This window comes from Pseudomonas putida, from assembly GCF_003228315.1.
Classification (GTDB): domain Bacteria; phylum Pseudomonadota; class Gammaproteobacteria; order Pseudomonadales; family Pseudomonadaceae; genus Aquipseudomonas; species Aquipseudomonas putida_S.
Window position 1 is genome coordinate 281899 of sequence record NZ_CP029693.1, and the last position, 25191, is coordinate 307089.

Annotated in this window: 20 protein-coding genes and 1 pseudogene; 10 read left to right on the top strand and 11 right to left on the bottom strand. The window is 62.0% G+C overall.

Features of this window, described 5'->3' with window-relative positions:
* Nucleotides 1-18 precede the first annotated feature (18 nt).
* The 4 genes from DKY63_RS01355 to DKY63_RS01370 all read right to left on the bottom strand — a co-directional run bounded on the left by DKY63_RS01355 (nt 19) and on the right by DKY63_RS01370 (nt 3376).
* Nucleotides 19-348 carry a hypothetical protein gene (locus DKY63_RS01355; RefSeq protein WP_110962440.1) on the bottom strand — a complete coding sequence of 110 codons (330 nt, stop codon included), beginning with the start codon at nt 346-348 and terminating at the stop codon, nt 19-21.
* 176 nt (nt 349-524) lie between these two features.
* A complete protein-coding gene (locus tag DKY63_RS32060) occupies nt 525-917 on the bottom strand; it encodes a hypothetical protein (protein ID WP_162634800.1) in 393 nt (130 codons plus the stop codon).
* Complete coding sequence (locus DKY63_RS01365) at nt 890-1378, bottom strand: GNAT family N-acetyltransferase (protein ID WP_110962442.1); 489 nt, start codon at nt 1376-1378, stop codon at nt 890-892. Before DKY63_RS01365 ends, DKY63_RS32060 begins: the two co-directional genes overlap by 28 nt.
* Nucleotides 1379-1426: 48 nt before the next feature.
* Nucleotides 1427-3376: a DNA topoisomerase III gene (locus tag DKY63_RS01370; RefSeq protein WP_110967814.1), complete on the bottom strand. Its 1950-nt coding sequence runs from the start codon at nt 3374-3376 to the stop codon at nt 1427-1429.
* 259 nt (nt 3377-3635) lie between these two features.
* Between DKY63_RS01370 and DKY63_RS01375 the strand changes: the two genes are divergently transcribed.
* Nucleotides 3636-4004 (top strand): DUF427 domain-containing protein, encoded by a 369-nt coding sequence (locus DKY63_RS01375; RefSeq protein WP_110962443.1) that lies wholly within the window; start codon nt 3636-3638, stop codon nt 4002-4004.
* 119 nt (nt 4005-4123) lie between these two features.
* Here DKY63_RS01375 and DKY63_RS01380 read toward each other — a convergent pair whose 3' ends face one another.
* Nucleotides 4124-5746, bottom strand: a complete 1623-nt coding sequence (locus tag DKY63_RS01380) for an MFS transporter (RefSeq protein WP_110962444.1) — start codon at nt 5744-5746, stop codon at nt 4124-4126.
* Nucleotides 5747-5960: 214 nt separating this feature from the next.
* Nucleotides 5961-7607, bottom strand: a complete 1647-nt coding sequence (locus DKY63_RS01385) for a GMC family oxidoreductase (RefSeq protein WP_110962445.1) — start codon at nt 7605-7607, stop codon at nt 5961-5963.
* 132 nt (nt 7608-7739) lie between these two features.
* On the opposite strand from DKY63_RS01385, the gene DKY63_RS01390 reads away from it, so the two are divergent.
* Nucleotides 7740-8636: a LysR family transcriptional regulator gene (locus DKY63_RS01390; protein ID WP_110962446.1), complete on the top strand. Its 897-nt coding sequence runs from the start codon at nt 7740-7742 to the stop codon at nt 8634-8636.
* A gap of 104 nt (nt 8637-8740) precedes the next feature.
* On the opposite strand, the gene DKY63_RS01395 is transcribed toward DKY63_RS01390, so the two are convergent.
* The 4 genes and pseudogenes from DKY63_RS01395 to DKY63_RS01410 form a co-directional block, all read right to left on the bottom strand.
* On the bottom strand, nt 8741-9838 hold the full coding sequence (locus DKY63_RS01395) for a DNA alkylation repair protein (protein ID WP_110962447.1): 1098 nt from the start codon (nt 9836-9838) through the stop codon (nt 8741-8743).
* A 139-nt stretch (nt 9839-9977) separates the two neighbouring features.
* Nucleotides 9978-11783 carry a monovalent cation:proton antiporter-2 (CPA2) family protein gene (locus DKY63_RS01400; protein ID WP_110962448.1) on the bottom strand — a complete coding sequence of 602 codons (1806 nt, stop codon included), beginning with the start codon at nt 11781-11783 and terminating at the stop codon, nt 9978-9980.
* A gap of 195 nt (nt 11784-11978) precedes the next feature.
* Nucleotides 11979-12616 (bottom strand): annotated as a pseudogene (locus DKY63_RS01405) (c-type cytochrome).
* A 9-nt stretch (nt 12617-12625) separates the two neighbouring features.
* On the bottom strand, nt 12626-13867 hold the full coding sequence (locus tag DKY63_RS01410) for a molybdopterin-dependent oxidoreductase (RefSeq protein WP_110962449.1): 1242 nt from the start codon (nt 13865-13867) through the stop codon (nt 12626-12628).
* A 314-nt stretch (nt 13868-14181) separates the two neighbouring features.
* Here DKY63_RS01410 and DKY63_RS01415 point away from each other — a divergent pair, with 314 nt between their 5' ends.
* The 4 genes from DKY63_RS01415 to DKY63_RS01430 all read left to right on the top strand — a co-directional run bounded on the left by DKY63_RS01415 (nt 14182) and on the right by DKY63_RS01430 (nt 18588).
* The gene (locus DKY63_RS01415) at nt 14182-15162 is read left to right on the top strand and encodes a quinone oxidoreductase family protein (RefSeq protein WP_110962450.1); all 981 of its coding nucleotides are present in this window, start codon (nt 14182-14184) and stop codon (nt 15160-15162) included.
* A gap of 14 nt (nt 15163-15176) precedes the next feature.
* Nucleotides 15177-16025, top strand: coding sequence for a TauD/TfdA dioxygenase family protein (locus tag DKY63_RS01420; RefSeq protein WP_110962451.1), 849 nt, complete (start codon nt 15177-15179; stop codon nt 16023-16025).
* An 80-nt stretch (nt 16026-16105) separates the two neighbouring features.
* Nucleotides 16106-17158, top strand: coding sequence for a 3-keto-5-aminohexanoate cleavage protein (locus tag DKY63_RS01425; RefSeq protein WP_110962452.1), 1053 nt, complete (start codon nt 16106-16108; stop codon nt 17156-17158).
* A 98-nt stretch (nt 17159-17256) separates the two neighbouring features.
* A complete protein-coding gene (locus tag DKY63_RS01430; protein WP_110962453.1) occupies nt 17257-18588 on the top strand; it encodes an MFS transporter in 1332 nt (443 codons plus the stop codon).
* Between the two features lie 120 nt (nt 18589-18708).
* On the opposite strand, the gene DKY63_RS01435 is transcribed toward DKY63_RS01430, so the two are convergent.
* Nucleotides 18709-19728 carry an AraC family transcriptional regulator gene (locus DKY63_RS01435; protein ID WP_110962454.1) on the bottom strand — a complete coding sequence of 340 codons (1020 nt, stop codon included), beginning with the start codon at nt 19726-19728 and terminating at the stop codon, nt 18709-18711.
* A gap of 256 nt (nt 19729-19984) precedes the next feature.
* Here DKY63_RS01435 and DKY63_RS01440 point away from each other — a divergent pair, with 256 nt between their 5' ends.
* The 4 genes from DKY63_RS01440 (at nt 19985) to DKY63_RS01455 (ending at nt 25181) form a co-directional block, all read left to right on the top strand.
* Nucleotides 19985-20539 carry an RBBP9/YdeN family alpha/beta hydrolase gene (locus tag DKY63_RS01440; RefSeq protein WP_110967815.1) on the top strand — a complete coding sequence of 185 codons (555 nt, stop codon included), beginning with the start codon at nt 19985-19987 and terminating at the stop codon, nt 20537-20539.
* A gap of 111 nt (nt 20540-20650) precedes the next feature.
* Entirely contained in the window at nt 20651-22522 is a 1872-nt protein-coding gene (locus DKY63_RS01445) for a DUF1302 domain-containing protein (RefSeq protein ID WP_110962455.1), read from the top strand.
* 39 nt (nt 22523-22561) lie between these two features.
* Nucleotides 22562-23920, top strand: a complete 1359-nt coding sequence (locus DKY63_RS01450) for a DUF1329 domain-containing protein (protein WP_110962456.1) — start codon at nt 22562-22564, stop codon at nt 23918-23920.
* A gap of 154 nt (nt 23921-24074) precedes the next feature.
* Nucleotides 24075-25181 carry a WD40/YVTN/BNR-like repeat-containing protein gene (locus DKY63_RS01455; protein WP_110962457.1) on the top strand — a complete coding sequence of 369 codons (1107 nt, stop codon included), beginning with the start codon at nt 24075-24077 and terminating at the stop codon, nt 25179-25181.
* Nucleotides 25182-25191 lie beyond the last annotated feature (10 nt).

The window sequence follows — 25191 nt, forward strand, 5'->3', positions numbered from 1 at the left end:
AGTGAAGACTTATTTCAATTAGCAGAACCGGTCAATCACCCGAACTTCATTCTGACCCTGCATCGATCCCCAGGCCTGTTTCAGCGTTTGCAGAACATTACCGATGAAGTCCTTGTCAGCCGCGGCTTTCTTGCCGACATAGCCATGGCCGCGGCGGTACATCTTCAGGCGGGCCAGCAGGTTCTGGTTGTTCTGGTCGAACTCCGCTTCGTGGCTGTGGGGCGACAGGCAGTCGATATGAACGCTGCCCGATTTGCTGATCCAGAGAATATGGCTGTCGAGCGTGTCTTTCTTCGCCGCGAACATACGAGCCAGTTCTTCGATAGTCGGTTGATTGTTCAGATTCATGGTAGAGCCCCCTTGACCATTTGGTGATCTTTCAAAGTTGATTCGCTAAATACATGTAGCCCATCGGTTAGTTGATCCCTGGCACCGAAACCAGGACGTCGGCAGTCGTCCGCTGTAAGTGCGGGGTCCTGCGTCTGTTGCATGTAGTCGTGTTGAATAACTGCTACGCGATTGCGTCACAACGAAGAGAAGCAGCGATTACCTTCAGGCCACTGCCAACCTTTCAAAGGTTGGTCACAAGCTTCATGAGGATGGATCGCCAGCGCTTCTCGCCCTTGTACTGGACGTTCAGGCCAGGTCAGCTTCTTCAATCTGCCTTGTGGGCAGCGTGCATCCGGAAAAAACAGCTCGGCGGTCAGACGAGCTTGCTCAAACGTGTTGCCTGTACTCCCGATCGGGGAGACGTCTGCATCATGCAAGGGCAAATCGAAGGCGTCAACGGTTTTGTAGTGATTTATTTTCGTCACTACATATTGTCGGACAAAGCTGCGTGGAATTAGAAAAAGAGGGGTGAAAAAGCACCCGAACCGGGTGGTGACGGCTAAACCGAAAATCGGTAAAGGGTGCACGGGTGACCCTGGATCGACTGTTGATGCCGGTTGAAACCCGCTGGGCAGAGGCCTGGCATCACCTTGGCCCAGAACGCCCGGGCGCAAGAATTCGCATCGACATGGAAAATCTGCCACTGACCGGGAAACCGGCTCAAGAGGGTGGAAACGACAAATTTTGCGACACCCTGGCCACGGAAACATCGCGCGACGAAGAGGTAGCCGATGTTGTGTTCGGCGTCGGGCAGGTGAATGTCGTTGTCCAGGGTCACAAAACCGGCCAGTTCGCCGTCGACGCGGATCAGCCATGGCTGGGTCGCGGGATCGCGCCAGTAGTCCGTCATCGGTTGCAGGCCGAAAAAACCGTGGGCACCCAGTTTCAGCGGCAACCACTCGCTGAAGTCGTATGTGTAGAACTGCATCAGGTTTTCGATGGTCTGGAGTTCGTCGCGGTGGGCGGGGTGCAGTTCTATCGAGGGCATGCTGATGGGCTCCTGATTGGGTGCACCCTCAGTATGGTCGATAGGCCCTTAAGCCTTGCTTGACGGTTTTGCGCTGCGTTTGTTGCCGGTACCAGTCTTGCGCTTGGCTGGCTTGCGCTTGTTTTTCCAGGGTGTGGCACCGCGCCCGGCAGGGCTGGCCGGACCGCTGATGGTCAGGTTCAGACCGGCGCAGCGAGCCACCTGTTTGCTCATCCACGCCGCCTGTTTGGTGACGAACTCTTCAAGGCTCATTTCCCCGCTCTGCACCATGTCCAGTGCCTGTTCCCAGATCGCCGTGGTGCCCGGATCGGCAATCGCCCTTGGCACGGCATCAATCAGGCTGAAAGCGGCGGGCGTGGCAGACAGCGCCTTGCCGTTCTTGACCAGATAACCTCTATCGAGCAAGCCCTGGATGATCGAAGCGCGTGTCGCCTCGGTGCCGATGCCCGTGGTGTCCTTGAGTTTCTGCTTGAGCAGTGGATCTTCCACCAGTTTGGCGACGTTCTTCATCGCCTTGATCAGGTCACCCTCGGTGAAGGGCTTCGGCGGCTGGGTCCAGAGGTCCTTGAGCTGCACGTTATCTATCGCGCAATCGATGCCTTCCTTGAGGTTGGGCAGGGTTTGCGGGGCGGGGGCTTCACGGCCCTTGGCGGGTGCAAGCGCCTCGGGCAGGGCACGTTTCCAGCCCGGCTCGACGATCTGCTTGCCGACGGCGCGCAAGGCTTCACCCGCACAATCGAAGTCGGCCTGGGTGCGATCGTATTCGTGATTGGGCAGGAATTGCGCCAGATAGCGTGCGCGAATCAGCGTGTAGACCGCGCGGTGCTTGCCGGTCAGGCGCTCCAGGTTTTTTGCCGCCGCGGTGGGAATGATCCCGTGGTGCGCGCTGACCTTGGCATCGTTCCAGGCCCGTGAGCGGCGTTGCTGCTCCAGGTGATCGCGCAGGGCGTCGAGCGCAGGGTCGGCCTGGCGCAACGCCGCCAGGATGGCCGGCGCTTCGCTGTGCTGGCTCAGTGGCAGGTAGCCGCAATCGCTGCGTGGGTAAGTGATGACCTTGTGGGTTTCGTAGAGCGCCTGCGCGATATCCAGGGTTTCCTGGGCGCCCAGCCCGAGCTTCTTCGAGCAAACCTCCTGCAGGGTGCCCAGGTCGAACGGCAGCGGTGCCACTTCGCGCATGCGCTCGGTTCGCAGCTTGATCACCCTTGCGCTCGCCGCCCCCATCATGGCCGTCGCCGCCTGCCGGGCCCTTGCCTGATTCAGGCAACGGTCCTGATCGTCACAAAGATCGGCAGGTGCACGCCATTGCGCAGTGAACGCGGTGCCGTCATGCAGCAGGTGTACGTCGATGGCCCAGTAGGGCACCGGTACGAAATCGGCGATGCTGCGGTCGCGGTCCACCACCAGGCGCAGGGTCGGGGTTTGCACCCGACCGACCGGCAACACCCCTTGATAGCCCGACTGGCGCCCCAGCAGGGTGAACAGCCGGCTCATGTTCATGCCGATCAGCCAGTCGGCCCGACTGCGGCCCAGCGCCGAATGGTAGAGGCTGAAGGTCTCGGCGCCCGGCTTGAGCGCGGCGAGGGCCTTGCGGATCGAGGCATCGTCCAGTGCCGACAGCCACAGGCGGCGGATCGGCCCGCGATAGCGGCAATGTTCCACCAGTTCCCGGGCGATCATCTCGCCCTCGCGGTCGGCGTCGGTGGCGATGACCAATTCGGACGCTTCACCGAGCAGGCGCTTGACCGCCTTGTACTGGCTGGCGGTACGCGGCTTGACGGTCATTTTCCATTTGTCCGGGATGATCGGCAGGTCGGCCAGCACCCAGCGCTTGTAGCGTGCGTCGTACGCGTCCGGCGGCGCGGTTTCCAGCAGATGGCCAATGCACCAGGTCACCGTGACGTCCGTTCCCAGCCAGCAGCCGTCGCCACGGCGCCTGGCGCCCAGCACGGCTGCAATGTCTTTGGCCTGGGAGGGTTTTTCACAGAGGTACAGCCGCATAACCACCATCGTCGATCAGTGTCCGGGAGGTGCACAGAATGGCGGGAGTTGAGCGTTGGGGCAATCTTTATCTGTATGGATGTACAGTTTTTGCCATGACCGGATAAGCAGTCCGTTTGGCTGTGTGGCCGTCGTAGAAGGGGAATTTGGGTTATACCGTATACATCGTGGTCTCAGGTTTTGGGGCCGCTGCGCAGCCCATCGCGAGCAAGCTTTGCTCCCACAACGCGGTCAAACTTCCTCATGAGGAACGAACTCCATGAAAAGCACCGGTCCCAGTCCTGTCATCACTATCGCCGAGCAACCCGGCTGTCTGCTGGTGAAGTTCCACGGTATCCAGGTGGCCGCGTCCTCGCGCGCGCTGGTGCTGCTGGAAGCCAATTACCCGCCGGTGTATTACGTGCCGCGCGAGGACATCGACGAGAAGTATTACGCCCGCACCGACCACACCAGCTACTGCCCGTACAAGGGCGATGCCAGTTATTTCAGCCTGCAGGTGCCGGGGCATGAAGGGGCGAATGCGGTGTGGAGTTACGAGAACCCCAAGGTGTCGGTAGAGCAGATCCGTGAATACATGGCGTTTTATCCGGATCAGGTGAAGTTCGAGGTCGTCGAACTCGATGAGTGAGTCTCACACCACCCAATCACTGTAGGAGCGAGCCTGCTCGCGATAGCGTCAGATCAGTCACCAGTGATGGTGCTGTTCCACCGCTATCGCGAGCATGCTCGCTCCTACAGGTTGTGTATTCAGTTCTTGTTCAGATCCACATTGCGCGTCTCACGCAGGCAAATCATCCCCACCACCAGGCTCACCCCGGTAATCAATACCGGGTACCACAGCCCGTAGAAGATATCCCCGGTATACACCACCAGCGCGAACGACACGGTCGGCAGGAAACCACCGAACCAGCCGTTGCCGATGTGGTAGGGCAGGGACATGGAGGTGTAGCGGATGCGGGTCGGGAACAGTTCGACCATCAGCGCCGCCAGCGGGCCGTAGCACATGGCGGAGATGACGATCAGCGCGACAATCAGCGCCACGATCATCGGTTTGTTGATCTGCTGCATGTCGGCCTGCTGCGGATAGCCGGCCAGGGTCACTGCGCCACGCAGGGCCGCTTCGTCGAAGCCGTCGATCTTCGCGTCACCCACGCTCACTTGCACGCCGCTGCCGGCCGGTGCCGCTTCGCTGTGATACGGCAGGCCCTGCTTGACGAGAAAGGTCTTGACCTTGTCGCACGGGCTGTCGAATTTGGCCTTGCCCACCGGGTCGAACTGGAAGGTGCAGGTGGCAGGGTCCGCGGTCACGGTGATCGGTGCCTGGCGGCTGGCCTGGTCGATGGCCGGGTTGGCGTAGTGGGCCAGGGTCTTGAAGATCGGGAAGTACAGCGCAGTGGCCAGCAACAGGCCGAGCATCAGCACCGGTTTGCGCCCGACCTTGTCCGACAGCCAGCCGAAGAAAATGAAGAACGGCGCGCCAATGGTCACGCTGACGATCAGCAAGCCGTTGGCCACGGCGGGGTCCATTTTCAGGAACTGGGTGAGGAAGAACAGCACGTAGAACTGCGCCGCGTAGAAGGTCACCGCCTGCCCGGCGTTGATGCTGAACAGGGCGATCAGCACCACCTTGAGGTTTTCCCACTTGCCGAAGGAATCGCGGATCGGCGACTTGCAGAGCTTGCCTTCCTCTTTCATTTTCACGAAGGCCGGCGATTCGTGCAGGCTCAGGCGAATCCAGGTCGAGATGCCCAGCAGAATGATCGAGAACAGGAACGGAATGCGCCAGCCCCAGACTTCGAACTGATCGCCGGTGAAGTAACGGCAACCGAGCACCACCAGCAACGACAGCAGCAGGCCGAGGGTGGCGGTGGACTGAATCCAGCTGGTGTGGAAACCGCGTTTGCCAACCGGCGCGTGTTCCGCGACGTAGGTGGCGGCGCCGCCATACTCACCGCCCAGGGCCAGACCCTGAAGCATGCGCAGCACCACGAGGATGATCGGCGCGGCGATGCCAATGCTGGCGTAGGTCGGCAGCAAGCCCACGCAGAAGGTCGCCAGGCCCATGAGAATGATGGTGGCGAGGAAGGTGTATTTACGTCCGATCATGTCCCCCAACCGACCGAACACCAGCGCGCCGAACGGCCTGACGATAAAGCCGGCGGCAAAGGCCATCAGGGCAAAGATGAACGCCGTGGTGTCGTTGACCCCGGCGAAGAACTGCTTGCTGATCACCGCCGCGAGGGCGCCATAGAGGAAGAAGTCATACCACTCGAACACCGTGCCGAGCGACGAGGCGAAGATGACTTTCTGGGTTTCCTGGCTGGTGCCCGCGCTGCGCACGGCGTCCAGGGGCTGAACATGTTCTGACATATCGGTATCCCTCACAGTGATTGTTTTTGTTGTTCCACTGTCGGCGCCTGCCTTGTGGGCGGGTGCCGCTACTTCGATGTATCGGGTGTACTCGTTACTTGTAGGAGCGAGCCTGCTCGCGATGGTCGTCAACGATAACGCTATAAACCTGACACCCACGTACGTGCTCAGGTTCATCGCGAGCAGGCTCGCTCCTACAGGGTGCGTGCAGAATTCAGGGATGTGCGACCAGTTCCATTGTCGGGGTGATGCTCCTTGTGTCGGGATTAAGGATCAGCTCTGCAGCCTTCTCCGCGATCATCAGCGTAGGCGAACAGGTATTGCCCGAGGTGATGTTCGGCATGATCGAGGCATCAGCGATGCGCAGGCCGGGAATGCCATGGACACGCAACTGGGCGTCGACCACCGCATCGGCGTCGTTGCCCATCCGGCAAGTCCCCACCGGATGGAAAATCGTGGTGCCAATCCGGGCGGCGGCTTCGTGCAGTTGTTCTTCACTTTGCAGGCTGTCGCCGGGCAGGTATTCGACGGGCTTGAACGCTTTCAGGGCCGGTGCGGCGACGATGCGCCGGGTCAGGCGAATGGCATCGGCGGCGACGCGCAAGTCCTCTGGGTGGCTCAGGTAATTGGGTTGAATCAGCGGCGCTTGCCGGGGATCGGTGGAGCGGATTTCAACTTTGCCACGGCTGTGCGGGCGCAAATCGCAGACCGACGCGGTAAAGGCCGGGAAGTTGTGCAGCGGCTCACCAAAACGCTCCAGCGACAGCGGTTGCACGTGGTATTCGAGATTGGCCGAAGTCTGTTCCGGCCCCGAGCGGGCAAAGGCGCCTAGCTGACTCGGCGCCATGGACAGCGGGCCACTGCGGTCATACAGATACCGCAGGCCCATGCCCATCTTGCCCCACAGACTGCCCGCGATCTGGTTGAGGGTACGAGCGTTCTCCAGTTTGTAGATCAGCCGCAATTGCAGGTGATCCTGCAAGTTGCCGCCCACGCCCGGCAGTTCATGCACAACACCGATGCCCAGCCGTTGCAACAGCGGGCGAGGGCCTACTCCTGAGCGCTGCAGGATGCTCGGTGAACCCACGGAGCCGGCGCACAGGATGATTTCCTTGCGCGCCTTGAACGTCTGCGCCTGACCTTGCCAGCGCACGCTCACTGCCGAGGCCCGGGCGTTTTCCAGCAATACGCGGTCAACCTCGACCCCGGTCAGCACGGTCAGGTTGGCGCGATGGCGAATCGGTTTGAGAAAGGCCTTGGCCGCGTTCCAGCGCACGCCGGCCTTCTGGTTGACCTGGAAGTAGCCGCAGCCTTCGTTATCGCCCTGGTTGAAGTCATCGATGCTGGCGATACCGCTTTGCTCGGCGGCGTTGCGAAAGGCATCGAGAATCGGCCACGACAGGCGCTGGCGTTCGACACGCCAGTCACCGCTGGCGCCATGGAATTCGGAGTCGCCGGCAAAGTGGTTTTCGCTTTTCTTGAACAGCGGCAACACATCCTGCCAGCGCCAGCCGGGGTTGCCCTCGGCGGCCCAGCGGTCGTAGTCGCCGGCCTGGCCGCGCATGTAGATCATGCCGTTGATGGAAGAACAGCCGCCCAGCACCTTGCCGCGCGGGTAGCTCAGGGTGCGACCTTGCAGGCCGGGTTGCGCTTCGGTCTTGAAGCACCAGTCGGTGCGCGGGTTGCCAATGCAGAACAGGTAGCCGACCGGGATGTGAATCCATGCATAGTTATCGCGGCCACCGGCTTCGAGCAGCAGCACCCGGTGTTGCGGGTTGGCCGACAGCCGATTGGCCAGCAGGCAGCCCGCCGGGCCGGCGCCGACCACGATGTAGTCGTAGGCATCTTGGGTAGCTTGCATCCCTGACCTCGTATTGTTTTTCTTGTTGGGTCCATCCTAGTTGTTAGCTTTCGTTTAAAAAATGTTAGTTTTTGCGCAGCCGCTGTTTGTTTTTAAACAGCGGGATCGATCACCAGGCCCCAAGGAAGATTCATGTTCGACTGGAATGACCTGCGGTTTTTTCTCGAACTACAGCGCAGCGGGCGTTTGCTCACGGCGGCTCGCCGGCTGAACACCACCCACGCGACGGTGGCGCGGCACATTGAGGCCATCGAAAAGAGCCTCGGCACTGCATTGTTCGTGCAGCACGCCCAAGGCTACGAAATGACGCCGGCGGGCGAAGCGCTGCTCAAGCACGCCGAGGCCATGGAAAACGTCGCGCTGCTGGCCCAGGAAGAAATCACCCAGTCCACCGCGCCGCTGGGCAAGATCCGCGTCGGGGTCACGGAGGGCCTGGGCATCATGTTCCTGGCCAGTCGCATGAACGGGCTGTTCGAACGTTATCCGGGGCTGGAGGTGGAACTGGTGGCGGTGCCGCGCTTCGTCAGCATCCTCAACCGCGAGGCGGAAATCAGCATTCACCTGGAACGCCCGGCCGCCGACATGCTGGTCACACGCAAGCTCACGGACTATCGCCTGGCGCTTTATGCCAGCCAGGACTACCTCGACAAGGCACCGCCGCTGCGCAGTCGCGAAGACCTGGGGCGGCATGCCTGGATCGGCTACGTCGACGACCTGCTGTTCAGCCAGGAACTCATGTTCCTCAACAGCTTCTGCCGCAACCCGCAGGTGGTCTTCCACAGCACCAGCGTCATCGCCCAGCAACAGGCCGCCCGCGCCGGCCTGGGGATTGCCGTGCTGCCGTGCTACATGGCCAGCGCCGACCCCGGCCTGGTGCCGCTGTTTGCCGAGGAAAGCATCCTGCGCAGCTACTGGATCAGCACCCGGCGCGAACTGCACAAGTCCGTGCGGCTGCGGGTGATGTGGGATTACGTGGTGGAGTTGTGTGAGCGCGAGCAGGACCTGCTGTTGGGCCACACCCCCCTGTAGGAGCAATGCTTGCTCGCGATGAACGATAACGCCGTGTGCCTGAATTGACGCCATCGCGAGCAAGCTTTGCTCCTACAGGTGTTGGTTGTCGTGCAAGGCGTGTTTCACGGGAGGATCTCGAACGCCGTACTCGCCAGCCGTTCGCCGTTGACCATGATGTGCACCGCATGCCGTCCGGCGTAGTGCTTTCGGGTGGTGAGTTCCTTGATGTGCTGGCCACGGCTGATGGCTTCGCTGGCATGGCCCGGCAGGGTCAGGGCCTTGAGCTTGAAGACCTTGGCCGAGGTGCTGCCGTTGGCTTTCACATAGTCGATGGCGTAGTCGATCACCAGGCGCTGGCTGTCCTTGACCGTGGATTTGACGGCAAAGGACAGGGTGATTTTCTCCCCCAGGCCGATCACCGGCGGGTTGACCTGCACATCGACGATCTCCACTTCCGGTTTGCCACCGGCACCGATGATCGCCAGTGCCCGCGCATTGCCCTGCTTGATCAGACTGCGCAGGGCATGCCGGGCGATCCACGCGGTGTGTTTGTTGTCCAGCGACCAGCCTTCGATCAGGTCCAATACCCAGTCGGGATGATCCTTGGTGATGTCATTGAGGTGATTGGCCACCGACTTGCGCACATAAAGGCTGGGATCGGCCTTGAGGTTGTCGAGGATGCCGGCGGCCAGGCGCGGGTCGGCCTGGATCCGCTCCAGGCGAAATGACCACGGCAGGCGCGGGCGGCAACCTTCGCTGGCCAGGCGCCGGACGTGCTCGTTGGCGTCCAGCGACCAGTCGTGCATTTGCTTGAGCGAACGCTCCAGATCGCTGCGCAGGAAAGGCCGGATCGCAAACTCGGAGGAGCCAAAGGTGGTGAAGTACTTGAGCGCGTCCATCGACAGCTCGAAACGGTCGGCACCATAAGTCGCCACGTAGTGGGGCAGGCACATGCTGACAAAAGCGCTGTTCAGGCGTGGGGCGAGGGCGCGCAAGACCTTGAGCGACGCCTCGAAATCCAGCGGCAGCACGGCATGCAGGGATTCGCTGACCCGGGCCAGGCGCTGCATGATTGACAGTTCGGCCAGGTCTTTTTTGGCCAGTTTGAGGAATGCCTTGCCATCGAACGCCGGATAGACCGCCGTCATCTCGGTGGCGATGTGCTGGAGGCGTTCGGCGTTGAAGATTTCCTTGAGGGCGGGGGCGGGTTGGTCGGCCAATGCAGTGTCCTTGAGTATTCGGGGTTGTCTGAATTACCGCGTTATCGTTCATCGCGGGCAAGCCTTGCTCCCACGGGTCCGAGGTGACCCGAAACCTGTGGGAGCAAGGCTTGCCCGCGATGAGGCCAGTCCAATCACCTCATTTCTCGCCCGCCTGCTCCTCCAACTGATCCGCCTCAAACAGCCGCGCCAGTTCCGCCCGCGCTTCCTGCGCGGTCTGCTTGACCTTCACCGCATCGTCGTAAATCGCGTGCTGGGCTTCGAGCACCTGTTCGTCGTGATGCTTGAAGCGCTTGATCCGCGCATCGGCCTGGGCCGGGGTCAGGCCAAGGCCGAGCAGCGTATGGCGGCTCATCTCCAGGCTCGAATGGAAGGTTTCGCGAACGGCATGGGCGCCGATGTCCATCAAGCGATGCACATGCTGGCGGTTGCGGGCGCGGGCGATGATCTTGATATGCGGGTACAGCTTGCGCACCAGTTCCGCGGTCTTGATGTTGGCATCCGGGTCATTGGTGGCGATCACGAAATACTCGGCTTGCTCGACCTTGGCCGCGCTGAGGATTTCCGGGCGCATCGGGTCGCCGTAGAACACCGGCACACCGCCGAAGCTACGCGACAGTTCGATGGATTCCACCGAGGTGTCGAGGGCGACGAACTTGATGTTCTGGGCCCGCAGGATACGCGCCACGATCTGGCCCATGCGACCCATGCCGGCGATCACCACGCGAGGCTCGTCGGTGTCGATTTCGCGAAATTTCTCCGGCACTTCCACCGGTTGCACTTTCGGGCTGACCAGGCGCGCGCACAGCAGGATCAACAGGGGCGTCATGGCCATCGACAAGGTGATCGCCAGCACCAGCAGGTCATACAGGCGCGGATCGAACAGGCTTTGATCGCGGCCGATCTTGAACACCACGAACGCGAATTCACCACCGGCCGCCAGGACGATGCCCAGGCGAATCGCGCTGACCTTGTTCAAACCTCCAGCGAGACGGCCGAGGACGAACAGCAGGGGAAACTTGACGATGATCAGCAGCACAGTCAGCCCCAGCACCACGATCGGCTCGCGCAGCAGCAGGCTGAGGTTCGCGCCCATGCCGACGCTCATGAAGAACAGCCCCAGCAACAGCCCCTTGAAGGGTTCGATCTGCGCTTCCAATTCATGCCGGTATTCGGAATCGGCCAGCAGCAGGCCGGCAAGAAACGCGCCCAGGGCCATGGAAATACCCGCGATGCCCATCAGCCATGCGGTACCGATCACCACCAGCAGCGCGGTGGCGGTCGAGACCTCGGGCAAATTGCTCTTGGCGACAATCCGGAACACTGGGCGCAGCAGGTAGCGTCCGCCGATCACCACGATGGCGATGCTGGCCAGCACCCGCAATCCCTGGTTCACGTCCTCGGCGGCGCTGACGTTTTCGACGCCGGCCAGCAACGGCACCATGGCGATCAAGGGGATGGCGGCGATGTCCTGGAACAGCAGGATCGCAAAGGCCAGGCGCCCGTGGGGGCTGGTCAGCTCCTTGCGCTCGGCCAGGCTTTGCAGACCGAACGCAGTAGATGACAGGGCCAGGCCCAGGCCGAGCACGATGGAACTGTTCAACGGTTGCCCGAAGACGAACAGCGCCAGCGCACCCAGCACACCTCCGGTCAGGAGTACCTGCGCCAATCCGACGCCGAACACTGACTTGCGCATCACCCAGAGGCGCCGTGGCGACAGCTCAAGGCCGATGATGAACAGTAGCAACACCACGCCCAGTTCCGAGATGTGCGCGACGCTTTCCGGGTTGCCGATCAGGCCCAGTACCGAAGGGCCGATGATCACCCCCGCGAACAGATAACCGAGGACCGCGCCCAGTTGCAGGCGCTTGGCCAGGGGAACGAGGAGGACGGCCGCGAGCAGGAAAACGACAGCGGCTTGTAGCAGAAAGCCTTCTTCGGGCATGGGGGAAACTCCATTAAAGCGGTACGGCGGTGCGACAAGGATAGAGGCTGGGCCCGAGGACGTCAGCCAGGCATCGGGCCAACGCTCGATTTCACAGGTCTTTGCACGAAATGAGCGTTGGCCGGAAGGGCCAAAAGATACCCGATCGACAGGCTGCACGGGGCGAGCCTGAACGATACCGGGCAGGATGGTGGTTTACTGATTGAGAATGAATGTCGCCAGGCTGTGCAGATCGTCCGGGCTCAGCTGCGCAAAAGGCGGCATGGGAATCTCCCCCCATTTACCGCTACCCCCATGCTGGATGCTGGCCGTGACCTTGGCCAGCGCCTGCGGGTCCTTGGCATACCTGGCGGCCACATCGTGATAGGCCGGGCCCACCACCTTGTGATCGATGGCGTGGCAGGACAGGCAACTGTTGCTCTGTAGCAGGGCTGTGGCGTCAGCCTTGGCCACGGTTGCTGAGGGGGCTGGCCCGTCGATGGGTTAGAGGCGGCCTGCACGTCGGCATCGCCCGCCTGGGCGCTGCCGTAAGTCACCGCGAGGTAGGCGCCGATGACGCTGACATCCTGATCACTGATCGGCGCACCGTACACGTGCTGCATCTTGCTCGCCTCGGCCGTCCACTGCGCCAGGCTCATGCCCGGAGGCTGGAAATTGATGTAGTCGGCGGAGTGGCAGGTAGAGCACTTCTGTTGGGCCAGTGCATAGCCCGGCAGCTTGCTGGACTTGAGCACGGCGGTTTCCGGCGGCAAGGTGATCGACAGCGGCGCTGCGCCGGCGGTGGCAACCAAAAGAATCTGAGCCGCGCACAGCAAGGTAGTCACGAGTTTCATGGGGCCTCCTCAGGCAACGGTCACGTGGGTGGTTTCCACCACATGGCGACGGTAGCCACCCGGGTTCCAATCGGCGTTCAGCGGTTGCGTCTCGCCCGCGTTGTTGCTGGCACGAACCATCAACGGGGTGGCGCCTTTGTCGGTAAAGGTCGTCGTCAGCGTCCATTCGCGGAAAGAAAAACGCCCAAGGTCTTGGCCAAGACTGGCCGTGTGCCAGGCTTTTCCACCGTCGATCGACACTTCCACCTTGCTGATCCCGGCGCCGCCGTCGAACGCAATGCCCTTGAGCATCAGGCTTTTATTCAACGGCAACACGTCTCCGTGTTTAACGCTGGTGATGAAACTGCGCACCGGCAATTTGGAGATCGGTTGGGTCTGCGCCGCCGTGGTGCCGGGTGCGATGCAGAAGCAATCGTTGTCCGGCACACGGTAGCCTTTGGCCATGAAGAACCCGTCGTAGGTATGGTCGAGGACTTCGATCTCGCTCAGGTGCTTGACCCAGTAGGTACCGAAGTAGCCGGGCACCACCAGGCGAATGGGGTAGCCGTTGAGAAACGGCAGGTCGCTGCCATTCATTGACCAGGCGATCATGGGCTCGCCATCCATGGCATGGCTGATGTCCAGCGCCTTGATGAACTCCGGCGTGCTCTGCAATACGGGCTTGTCGAGGCCGCGAAAGGTCACTTGCCTAGCCTCGGCCTTGACCCCGGCCTTCTCCAGCACAGCCTTGAGCGGCACCCCCACCCAGCGTGCGTTGCCCATCGAGCCATTGCCCAGCTGTGCACCGAACACGCGAGGCATCGAGAAGGCGCGGCTGTTGCCCGAGCACTGATTGACGGCGACCACTTCCACAGGCTCGGCCAGGGCCTTGAGCTCGGCCAGCGACAGGGACAACGCGGTGTCGACCGCGCCCTTGATCGTCAGGCGGTAAGTGTCCGGATCGATGCTGGTGGGGAAGTTGGCCAGGTGGTAACGCACGAAAAAGGCGTCATTGGGCGTGATGGGCCCTTCGTTGAAGACCGGGAAGGGCGTCTCCAGGTGTGGCGGGCGAGTGGTCACCAGGGTCAGTGGCCGTTTCTGCGGGTATTGCACCAGCGGCCGTGGGCCGGCCGCCAGGGTCACGTCATCGGCGTTTTCGTCGGCCGCTTTGGCCAGGCTGGCCAAAGGAGAAGCCGCCACAGCTAGGGTGAGGGCATCGCGTAGCACGCGCCGGCGGGTCGGGTTGCTGGTATCGACAAAACTGAACTTCATTCTGCGCTCTCCGTGCTTGTTTCAGATGCACCTGACCGCCCCATCAAGGCGAAGAGGTAGCGGGTTTGATCCGACAGTGGGCGTTGGCGGCACTGTCCGGCTTCGCAGCGCGGACCAGTATCGTCACGCTCAGGTGCACCGCTTCACATTGGGCGTCACTGAATTGGCATTTGATGACAGGGGAGGCTGGCGCCGTTGTCATCAAATGTTCCGCGGTTGTCGTCGGATGAGCGGCGCGGGGGTCGCCTGCGGCTTACATTCCATTCAATGTCATCGCCGCAGTGCACCCAGAACGCTCAATGGAGAAAAAAAGCATGGCTCAAGTCGTACGATTTTATGAAACCGGTGGTCCCGAGGTGCTTCGTTTCGAAGAGGTCGAGGTCGGCGATCCCGGTCCAGGCGAGGTCCGGCTGCGTCACGTAGCGGTGGGCCTGAACTATGCCGACACCTATTTCCGCAACGGCACCTATCCGATCCCCATGCCCAATGGCATCGGCGTCGAAGCCGCCGGTGTGGTGTCCGCCGTGGGCGAAGGCGTGAGCAATGTGGTGGTCGGCGACCGGGTGACCTATACCGGTTTCATCAATACCTTGGGCGCCTACAGCACCGAGCGCCTGATCCCGGCCGCGCCGTTGATCAAACTGCCGGAAAACATCTCGTTCGAGACCGCCGCGGCCATGACCATGCGCGGCCTGACCTCGGCGTACCTGATGCGGCGCATCTACGACTTCAAGCGCGGCGACAGCATCCTGTTGCACGCCGCCGCCGGCGGTGTCGGCCTGATCGTTTCGCAGTGGGCCAAGCTGCAGGGCCTGAACGTGATCGGTACCGTCTCCAGCGAAGCCAAGGCCGAACTGGCCCGGGCCCATGGTTGCGATCACGTGATCAACTACAGCCATGAGGACGTCGCCAGCCGCGTGCGCGAATTGACCGACGGCGTGGGGGTCAACGTGGTGTTCGACAGCGTTGGCAAGAACACCTTCGAAGGTTCCCTCGACTCGCTCAAGCGCCGTGGCCTGATGGTCTGCGTGGGCACCGCGTCCGGTCCGATCCCGCCGTTCAATCCGGCGCAACTGGCAATGAAAGGCTCGCTGTTCCTCACACGCCCGGCGCTGGCGGACTACATCGCCGATCCGGCAGAGAAAGCCGATCTGGCCGGCGAAATATTCGGCCTGGTGGGCAGCGGCAAGATCAAGATCGAAATCAACCAGCATTACAACCTGCAGGACGCCGTGCAGGCTCACCGAGACCTGGAAGCGCGGGTCACCACCGGCTCGTCGATCTTCGTCATTTAAGGGGATCCGCCGCCATGCAAGTCGAACAACTTACCTGCAGCATTGGCGCCGAGCTGATCGGCGTCAATCTGGCCGACGCGGTGCACGATGACGGTCTGTTTGCCGAGATTCGCGCGCAATTGCTCAAGTATCGAGTGGTATTCCTGCGCGATCAGGACATCAGTCGCGCCGAGCATGTGGCCTTTGCCCGGCGCTTTGGCGAACTGGAAGACCATCCGGTGGTGGGCAGTCACCCGGACTTTCCCGGGCTGGTGCAGGTCTACAAGAACCCGGACAGTCCGGTCGACCGCTACGAGAACTCCTGGCACACCGATGCCACCTGGCGCGAGGCGCCGCCGCTGGGCTGCGTGCTGCGCTGCCTGGAGTGTCCGCCGGTGGGTGGCGACACCATGTGGGCCAACATGGTGGAGGCTTACAAGCACCTGCCGGACGACGTGAAGGCAACAATCGAAGGCCTGCGAGCCCGTCACAGCATCGAGGCGACCTTCGGCGCGGCGATGCCGATCGAAAAGCGCCTGGCGCTCAAGGCCCGGTACCCGGACGCCGAACACCCGGTGGTACGCACCCATCCGGAGACCGGTGAAAAGGTGCTGTTCGTCAACTCGTTCACCACCCATTTCACCAACTTCCACACCCCCGAGCGGGTGCGCTACGGCCAGGATTACGTCCAGGGCTCTTCCGAGCTGCTGCGCTACCTGACCAGTCAGGCCTGCATTCCCGAGTATCAGGTGCGCTGGCGCTGGAAGCCCAACAGCATTGCCATCTGGGACAACCGCAGCACCCAGCATTACGCCGTGATGGATTACCCGGCCTGCCATCGCAAGATGGAGCGCGCCGGAATCATTGGCGAAAAGACCTACTGAGCAATCTCACCCTTTGCACCCTGCAAATGCCTGCTCCGTACAGCCTGTCGGGCAGGCAAAAACAAAAAAAGGAGATGACCATGCAGTTTTTCGACGATTCCCTGCACCCGGAAAACATGGAAAAGGTAGTGATTACCGTCGCCCCGTACGCACCGCAATGGATGCCCGGCGACTTCCCGGAAGACATTCCGCTGACCATGGATGAGCACGTGCAAGCGGCCGTCGACTGCTACGAAGCAGGCGCCACCGTGCTGCATTTGCATGTGCGCGAACTGGACGGCAAAGGGTCCAAGCGCCTGTCCAAGTTCAACGAGTTGATCGCCGGTGTGCGTGAAGCCGTGCCGGACATGATCATCCAGGTCGGCGGCTCGATTTCCTTCGCCCCGGAAGGCGAAGGCGCCGAAGCCCTGTGGCTGTCCGACGATACCCGGCACATGCTGGCGGAGCTGACGCCCAAGCCGGATCAGGTCACGGTCGCGATCAACACCATTCAAATGACCATCACCGAGTTGCTGTTCCCGGAAGGCATTGAAGACACCTCGCTGTTTGATCCCGCCACCCACGCGGCCTACAGCGAAATGACCGTGCCGGCAGGTCCTGCCTGGGTGGCCGAGCACCTCAAGCGCCTGCAGGCCAGCAACATCCAGCCGCACTTCCAGTTGACCGGTATCCATGCCTACGAAACCCTCGAGCGCCTGGTGCGCAAGGGCATCTATAAAGGACCGATGAACCTGACCTGGATCGGTATCGGCGGTGGCTTCGACGGCCCGAACCCGATGAACCTGATGAACTTCATCAACCGTGTGCCGGACGGCTGCACCCTGACGGCCGAGTCGCTGCTCAAGAACGTGCTGCCACTCAACACCATCGCCCTGGCCATGGGCCTGCACCCACGCCTCGGCAACGAAGACACCATCATCGACCAGCACGGCAAGCGCTTCTCTTCGGTGGAGCAGGTCAAGCAAACGGTGCGCATTGCCCATGAACTGGGGCGTGAGATCGCCTCCGGCAAAGAGGCGCGGGACATCTACCGCATCGGCGTGCAGTACGACACCGTCGAGCAAACCCTGTTGGCCAACGGCCTGGCGCCGAACCGCACGGCCGGGCAGAAGGGCGTACCACAGCGCGCTTGATCCAGCAGCCGGGGCAGGTATTCTGCCCCGGCGTTTTTGTGCGTGAGCAAGACCCCCAAAACAATAACAACACAGGTGCCAGACACCGAGGAGACAGCATGGCGTTTCATCACAGCACTGTGGCCGATGAAATCGATACTTCGATAGGCATTCCACGCCGCTACGCCTGGATCGTGTTTGTGCTGACGTTTGGTTTGTTGATTTCCGATTACATGTCACGGCAAGTCCTCAATGCCGTGTTCCCGATTCTCAAGGGCGAGTGGGCGTTGAGTGACGGCCAGCTCGGCCTGCTCAGCGGCATTGTCGCCCTGATGGTGGGCCTGCTGACCATTCCCCTGTCGCTGCTCGCCGACCGCTTTGGCCGGGTCAAGAGCCTGGCGCTGATGGCGCTGCTCTGGAGCCTGGCTACCCTGGGCTGCGCCCTGGCGCAGAACTACCAGGAAATGCTGATTGCGCGCTTCATGGTGGGCGTTGGCGAGGCAGCCTACGGCAGCGTCGGCATCGCCGTGGTGGTGTCGGTGTTTCCCAAGAGCATGCGGGCGACCCTCGCCAGTGCCTTCATGGCCGGCGCCATGTTCGGCTCGGTGTTGGGCATCTCCATTGGCGGGGCGGTGGCGGTCAAGCTGGGCTGGCGCTGGTCATTCGCGACCATGGCGCTGTTCGGCCTGGCGTTGGCGGTGCTTTACCCGATCATCGTCAAGGAAGCCCGGATCGCTCCGCAGCGATTGGCTGAAGCCGTCGGCAAAGCGGCGGTCAAGCGCCAGTTGCGGACCTTGTACGGCACCCGCTCGGTGATCGCCACCTACATCGCCAGCGGCCTGCAGACCTTCGTGGCCGGCAGCATGATTGTGTGGCTGCCGAGCTACTTCAACCGCTATTACGGGCTGGGCGAGGGCAAGGCCGGCGCACTCTCGGGGATCATGGTGCTGTGCTGCGGCGCCGGGGCCATTCTGTGCGGCATGCTCAGTGATCGGCTGTCGCGCCAATCGCCGTTGCGCAAGGTCGAAATGTGCATGGCGTTCTGCCTCGCCAGTTGCCTGCTGATGTCGCTGGCGCTGGTGCAGTCGGCCGGTCCCGTCCAGCTGGGGCTGATCGGCCTCGCCATGCTGTTCGTCACGGGCGCCAACGGCCCGATCATCGCCACCATCGCCAACCTGACCCACTACAAGGTCCACGGCACCGCGTTTGCGGTCCTGACCCTGGTCAACAATATCCTTGGCCTGGCACCGGGCCCATTCCTGACCGGCAGGGTCTCCGATCTCATCGGCCTGCATGGAGCCTTCCAGTTGATACCGCTGATGAGCATCGCGGCCGTGGCGGTGTTTTTCTATGTGCGCTGCCACTATCTCGACGACCTCGCGCGGGCGCACAGCGATGAGGCCGAACAAGCCCCTGGCAACACCTTGATGCAGGCGCAGTCGTCACGTTGATGGGGATAAAGCGCGCGGGCTGAAGGCTGGCGTTGCCCCGGATGTGCTCCTTTTTACGGTCGCCTGTGCAAGCAGGCGCCGTTTTTTTCGTGAGCGGCCAAAGGCCGGCGGCTTGGTGTCTCAGCTGTCCTTGCGCGCCACGATCTTGTGCTCGGCGCGCCAGGTGGCGGGCGGCATGTTGAATTGCGAGATGAACCATCGCGTGAAGGAGTTGGGCATGGAGTAGCCGAGCATGTCGGCGATCCGCCCCAGCGAGTAGGCGGGGTTCTCCAGGTAGCGAATCACCAGGTCGCGACGCACGCAACTGATCACCTCACTGAAACTGGAACCTTCTTCGCCCAGGCGACGCTGCAGGGTGCGTACGTTCATGCCCAGGCTCTGGGCAATTTGCGCGATGGTCGCGCGCCCCATCGGCAACAGCAGGTAGATGGCCTTGCGCACATCGAACGCCACCGAGCTGCCGTACTTGCCCAGCAGGGAATCCAGGTAGCGCTGCGCGTGTCGTGCCATCGCTTCGTTGGCCAGCGGGTTGGCGGCGTCGAGGTTGGAAGCAGGGCAGACGATGCCGTTGAACTCGCAACCGAACTCGATCTTGCAGCCGAAGATCCGCCGATGCACCGAGAGATCCGCCGGTGCGTCATGGGTGAAGCAGACGTTGATCGGGTTCCAGTGCGCGCCGAGCAGGGCCGCGCAAAAGCGATGCATCACCGCGATGGCCAGTTCAATGGACTGGCGATTGTTGGTGCCCATGTCGGTCACCAGTTCTTCGCGAATGATCACCGTCTTGTCCGATTCCTCGACAAAAATCGCCAGCGAATCGTTGATCAGTTGCCGGTAGTGCACGATCACTTTCAGCGCGTCGCGCAGGTTGTTCTGGTGACTGAGCAGCAGGCTCACTTCGCCGAAATCCGCCAGTTGACGCAGCTCGGCCATGCGCAGGCCGAGGGTCTCGCAGCCACTCAAGGCCGCTGATTTTTCCAGCAGGATGATGCCGGTCGTGGCCGGGATGCGCTGGCTTTGGTCGGCCAGCATGGCGGGGCTCAAGCCCACTTCGGCCAGCAGGACGTTAGCGTTCAGACGCAGATGGCGAGCCACCTCCAGGTAGTTGGTCAGTACGGCGGTGCGTGCTTGTACGGGCATGGCGTAAATACATTCCACGTAGTGACAAATGAGATCTCGCTGTCGCAAGGGCCAGCCAGTTATAGAGACTTGGTCATGAAATGAAAAGCGTCAGCTGCGCCGATCACTCCGGGCGCGACAGGGTTGCTGTCACCAAAAGGGAAGTCACTGACGCTAAATGTAACCCGTTGCGGGGAGGCGAATCCTACTGTGCTGCAGGCAGGGTTCGAGAGTTTTGCGAACCGTTCGATGGAGTGTGTGAGGGGTGAACAAGGCGATGAGTGATACCACGATTTTGATCGTTCCAGGCTTGCGTGATCATGTGCCGGAACATTGGCAAACGCTGCTGCAAGCCAGGCTGGAAAAGGTCCGCTGCGTACCGCCCCTGGAAGAGAACAAACTGAGCCTGGCGGCGCGGGTCGACGCGATCCAGCGTGAGCTGCAGATGATTTCCGGCCCGGTCATTCTGGTGGCCCACAGTGCCGGTGTGCTGATGGTCGCGCACTGGGCCGCTCGCCATGATCGCCCGATCAAGGGCGCCTTGCTCGCCGCGCCACCGGACCTTGAAGCCACCTGGCCAGCCGGCTATCCAACCCCCCAGAGCCTGCGGGCCAATGGCTGGAGCCCGCTGCCGACCGCGCCTCTGCCATTCCCCTCGATCGTCGCGGCCAGTACCAACGACCACCTGGCGAGCCTTGAGTCGGTGACTCGAATGGCCGGGCAGTGGGGCAGCCAACTGGTCAACCTCGGTGCCGTGGGCCATCTCAATCCGGCCGCCGGATTTGGCGAGTGGCCCCAGGCCCAGGCCTTCATCGACACCCTGGATCGCTAAACGCAATCACCTGAAAAAACAGCCACCCGATCAGACACTCACACCGCCTTCAGGACCGGATGTGAGCCGTTGTTGATACCCAAAACAAAAACAAAAAACGGAGACAACGCAATGCCTACCTCTACGGGTCACAGCGCCTTGCTGCGCAGCCTGCTGCCCACAGCCATTTCACTCGCCGTCATGCCGGCCGCCCATGCCTTCGAGCTCAACGATGCCAGCGGCGACTGGACCATGCGTTTCGACAACACCCTCAAGGCCAGTTACGGCCAGCGGGTCGAAGGGCAGAACGCGAAGATCGCCAACACCTCCAACCTCAACGATGGCGACAAGAATTTCAGCGTCGGCAGCGCGGTCACCCAGCGGGTCGACCTGCTGACCGAGCTGGATGTGGTTTACCAGCGCAAGATGGGTTTCCGGGTCAGTGGCGCCAGTTGGTACGACCATGCCTATGACGACGTCGGCTCCAACTCCAACCCCTTTCCGGGGCAGGCGGGCAACGCCGGTAACCTGGTTGCGGCGCGCCAGGCCGGTGCGATTGCGCCCGGCACGTCGCTCAACGGCCACACCGCCAGCCGGCACGGGTTGAGCAACTACACCGATCGTTACTACAACGGTCCGTCCGGGGAAATCCTCGATGCCTTCGTGTTCTACAGCACCGAAGTTGGCGAGGAGTCGATGCTCAGCGCCAAGCTCGGCAAGCACAACGTGTACTGGGGGGAAACCCTGTTCAACGCGGCCAACGGCATCAACTACGGGCAAGCGGCGCTGGACATCGCCAAGCTGTACAACGTGCCGGGCACCGAAACCAAGGAGCTGTTCCTGCCGCGTAACCAGTTGTCGATGTCGTTCACCGTCAACCCGGAGCTGACCTTGGGCGCGCAGTACTTCCTGGAGTTCCAGAACTCCCGGCTGCCCGAGGGCGGGACCTACATGGGCGGCTACGACATGCTGGGCGAGGGTGCCGATGTTTTCTGGCTGCCCTTGCCATCACTGCTGGGCGGGGCCGGCGCGTTTTACGGCGCGCCCCGTGGCCACGACGTCAAGCCGCACAACTCGGGTGACTTCGGGCTGATGGCCAAGTGGAGCCCGGATTGGCTCGATGGCACCTTGGGTTTCTACTACCGCAACACCTCGGACACGCTGCCGTCGGTGTTGATCAATGCGCCCAACCTGCACAAGCCGGGTCTCGCCGGTCTGGAAGGCATCGAGTACCTGACCGCCTACGCCGATGACATCGACATCTACGGCATCAGCCTGTCCAAGAGTGTTGGTCCGGTCAGCGTCGGTCTCGACTTGAACTACCGCGAGAACATGCCGCTGGTGAGCAACTTCAGCACCATCAACCCGACCCTGAATACCCTGGCCGGCGAAGGGCTGGTCAACGGCGCGAACCTGATCGGCGCGGTGCCGGGCAAAGGGGAAACCGGGCTCGCTCGCGGCAAGACGTTTCACGTCGTGCTCAACGGCCTGGTGACCTTTGGCAACACCGCCGTGTGGGATGCCTCATCCCTGGCGGTGGAGGGCACGCTGACCCATCTGGTCAGTGTCGACAAGGGCAAGCAGACCTTCAAGGGCGACTCCAGCTACCGGGGCGTCGACAAGGTCGATACCAATGCCTACACCATCGCGACGAACTTCACCCCGACCTGGTTCCAGGTATTCCCGGGGGTCGATCTGTCCATGCCGGTCTCCTACAACGTTGGCCTCAAGGGCAACTCGGCGGTGCAACTGGGCGGCAACGAAGACGCCGGCAGCTACTCGGTCGGCATCGCCGCGGACGTTTATTCCAAATACAAGTTCGACCTCAAGTACGTCGATGCCTTCGGCCCGTTCGATACCTGCGAAACCGGGCTCGATAACAACACCCCTGGTGCCAACGGTCGCTATGAGTGCATCCCCGGCCAGATCACTTCACAGGCAGGCCTGTCGCCGCTGCTCAAGGATCGCGGAATGGTCACGGCCTCCTTCAAAACCACCTTCTGACTGACCCTCGGATTACAACAACAAGTGGAGAGAATTCAGATGAAATTTCTTGAAAGCGTGCTGGCGATTTCCCTGGCGGGCGTCATCGCCGCCCAGGCTCAAGCCGGTGTTTCGACTGAAGAAGCGGCGAAGCTGGGCACCAGCCTGACCGGTGTCGGCGCCGAAATGGCGGGCAATGCCGATGGCTCGATCCCGGCGTACAAGGGCGGACTGACCACACCACCGGCCAGCTTCAAGGCCGGCGACAGCATGCGTCCGGACCCGTTTGCCGACGAGAAGCCGCTGTTGGTGATCGATGGCAAGAACGTCGAGCAATACAAGGGCCAGTTGACGGCCACGGCGGTGGAACTGGCCAAGCGTTATCCCAGTTATCACATCAACGTGTACCCGACGCACCGCACCGTGGCCCTGCCGCAGGCGGTGCTGGACAACAGCCGCAAGAACGCCACGGGCGCCAAATCCCTGGAAGGCGGGCTGTCGATCGATAACGTCCTGCCCGGCGTGCCGTTCCCGATCCCGCAATCGGGCAGCGAAGCGATGTGGAACCACTTGCTGCGCTATCTGGGGGTCAACCTCACGTCCAAGTATGACTCCTGGACCGTCGACGCCGCCGGTGTGCCGACGCTGGCCACCACCGGCCTGTCGTTCATGAACTATCCGGTCTACGAAGACATGTCGAAGCTGATCAGCAGCACGGACATTTTTTATCAGATGAAGCTGTATTACACCGGCCCCGCGCGCCGTGCCGGTGAGGCGATCATGCTCAAGGATTCGGCCAACCCGCTGGTGCAGCCGCGCAAGGCCTGGCAGTACCTGCCGGGGCAGCGACGGGTGAAACTGGCGCCGGACCTGGCCTACGACACACCCAACCCCGGTACCGCCGGGACCAACACCTACGACGACACCTTCGTGTTCAACGGTGCGCTGGATCGCTTCGACTGGAAGCTGGTGGGCAAGCAGGAAATGTTCGTGCCCTACAACACCTACAAGCTGACCTACGCCCAGGACCCCAAGGTCCTGACCACGCCCAACCATCTCGCCTCTGATTATGTGCGCTGGGAAAAACACCGGGTGTGGGTGGTGGAGGGCACTCTCAAGTCCGGCTCGCGCCACGTCTACCACAAGCGCCGCTTCTACCTGGATGAAGACAGCTGGATCGCTCTGGCCTCGGACCAGTACGACGCCCGTGGTCAGCTCTACCGGGGTTCCTTCGCCTTCCTCAGCCAGAGCTACGACAAGCTGACCCCCGATACCTCGCCTTTTATGATCTACGACCTGGTCGGCGGCAACTACAACATCAACGGCATCGTCGGCCCGTACGGTGGCGTGAAGTACATCGATCCTCTGTCGAAGGCGCAGTGGGTGCCGGATGCCCTGGCGGGCAGCGGCATTCGCTGAACCCGCAGCCCTGTTGTTGTAGGAGCGAGCCTGCTCGCGATAGCGAACTGTCAGTCGACATCCATGTTGAATGCCAGTCAGTCATCGCGAGCAAGCTCGCTCCCACAAGGGCAGATGTGTGTGCTCCGACGCGATTTTCCGATGAGGACGCGGTATGTGTTCGTATAAAAATAATTATTTGCAGCTGGCCTGTGGTGTGGTGTTGAGCGTGTTGCAAGGCGTCAGCTTCGCAGCCGATTACGTCGATGTACTGGACTTGCCCGCCCGGGTCAGTGCCTTGTCCGTCAACAGCCCGTTGTCCGGCATGACCCGCGCAGGTTCGCGGGTGATCAGCGTCGGCCAGCGCGGCCATATTCTGTTTTCCGATGATTCAGGGTTGCACTGGCAACAGGCCTCGGTGCCGGTCAGTGCCGACCTTACTGCCGTGAATTTCCCGACCGCGAGCCAAGGCTGGGCGGTGGGCAATGACGGCGTGGTGCTGCACAGCAGCGATGCCGGCGCGACCTGGCAAAAACAACTCGACGGTCGCCAGATCGGCAGCTTGCTGATCGAACATTACTCGGCTCTGGCCAAGGCAGAGCCGAACAACGAGCAATGGCCCCAGTTGGCCACGGAAGGCCAACGTTTAATGGATCAAGGCGCGGACAAACCGCTGCTGGACGTCTGGTTCGCCAATGAAAAAACCGGCTATGTGGTCGGCGTGTTCAATCTGATCCTGCGCACCGACGATGGCGGCCAGACCTGGACGCCGTTCCAGGACCGCACCGATAACCCGCAGGGTTTCCACCTCAATGCCATCGCCTCAACGGGTGATGCGCTGTACATCGCCGGCGAGCAGGGTCTGTTGCTCAAGTGGGACGACAGTGCGCAACGCTTCACTGCCGTAGAGACGCCGTATCAGGGCAGCTTCTTCGGTGTGCTCGGCAAGCCCGGCGAAGTGCTGGTCTACGGCCTGCGCGGCAACGTGCTGCGCAGCAGCGATGGCGGCCAGAGCTGGGCCGCCCTGGACAGCGGCCTGCACCTGAGCATCACCGCGGGGCTGATCGATGCCGCTGGTCACTACCGCCTGTTCACCCAGGGCGGGCAGATGCTGGTCAGCCAGGGGCAGGGCGCGCAGATGCACCTGGTGCAGCAGTCGGCTCCAGCGCCGGTCGCCGGTGCCACCCAGGCCGCCGACGGCCAGCTGGTGCTGGCGGGCAGCCGTGGCGCCCGCACACTGCCAGTCGCACCTGTCCCCAAAGCCGCCGCCATCGAACCCTAAGAGCGAGAAC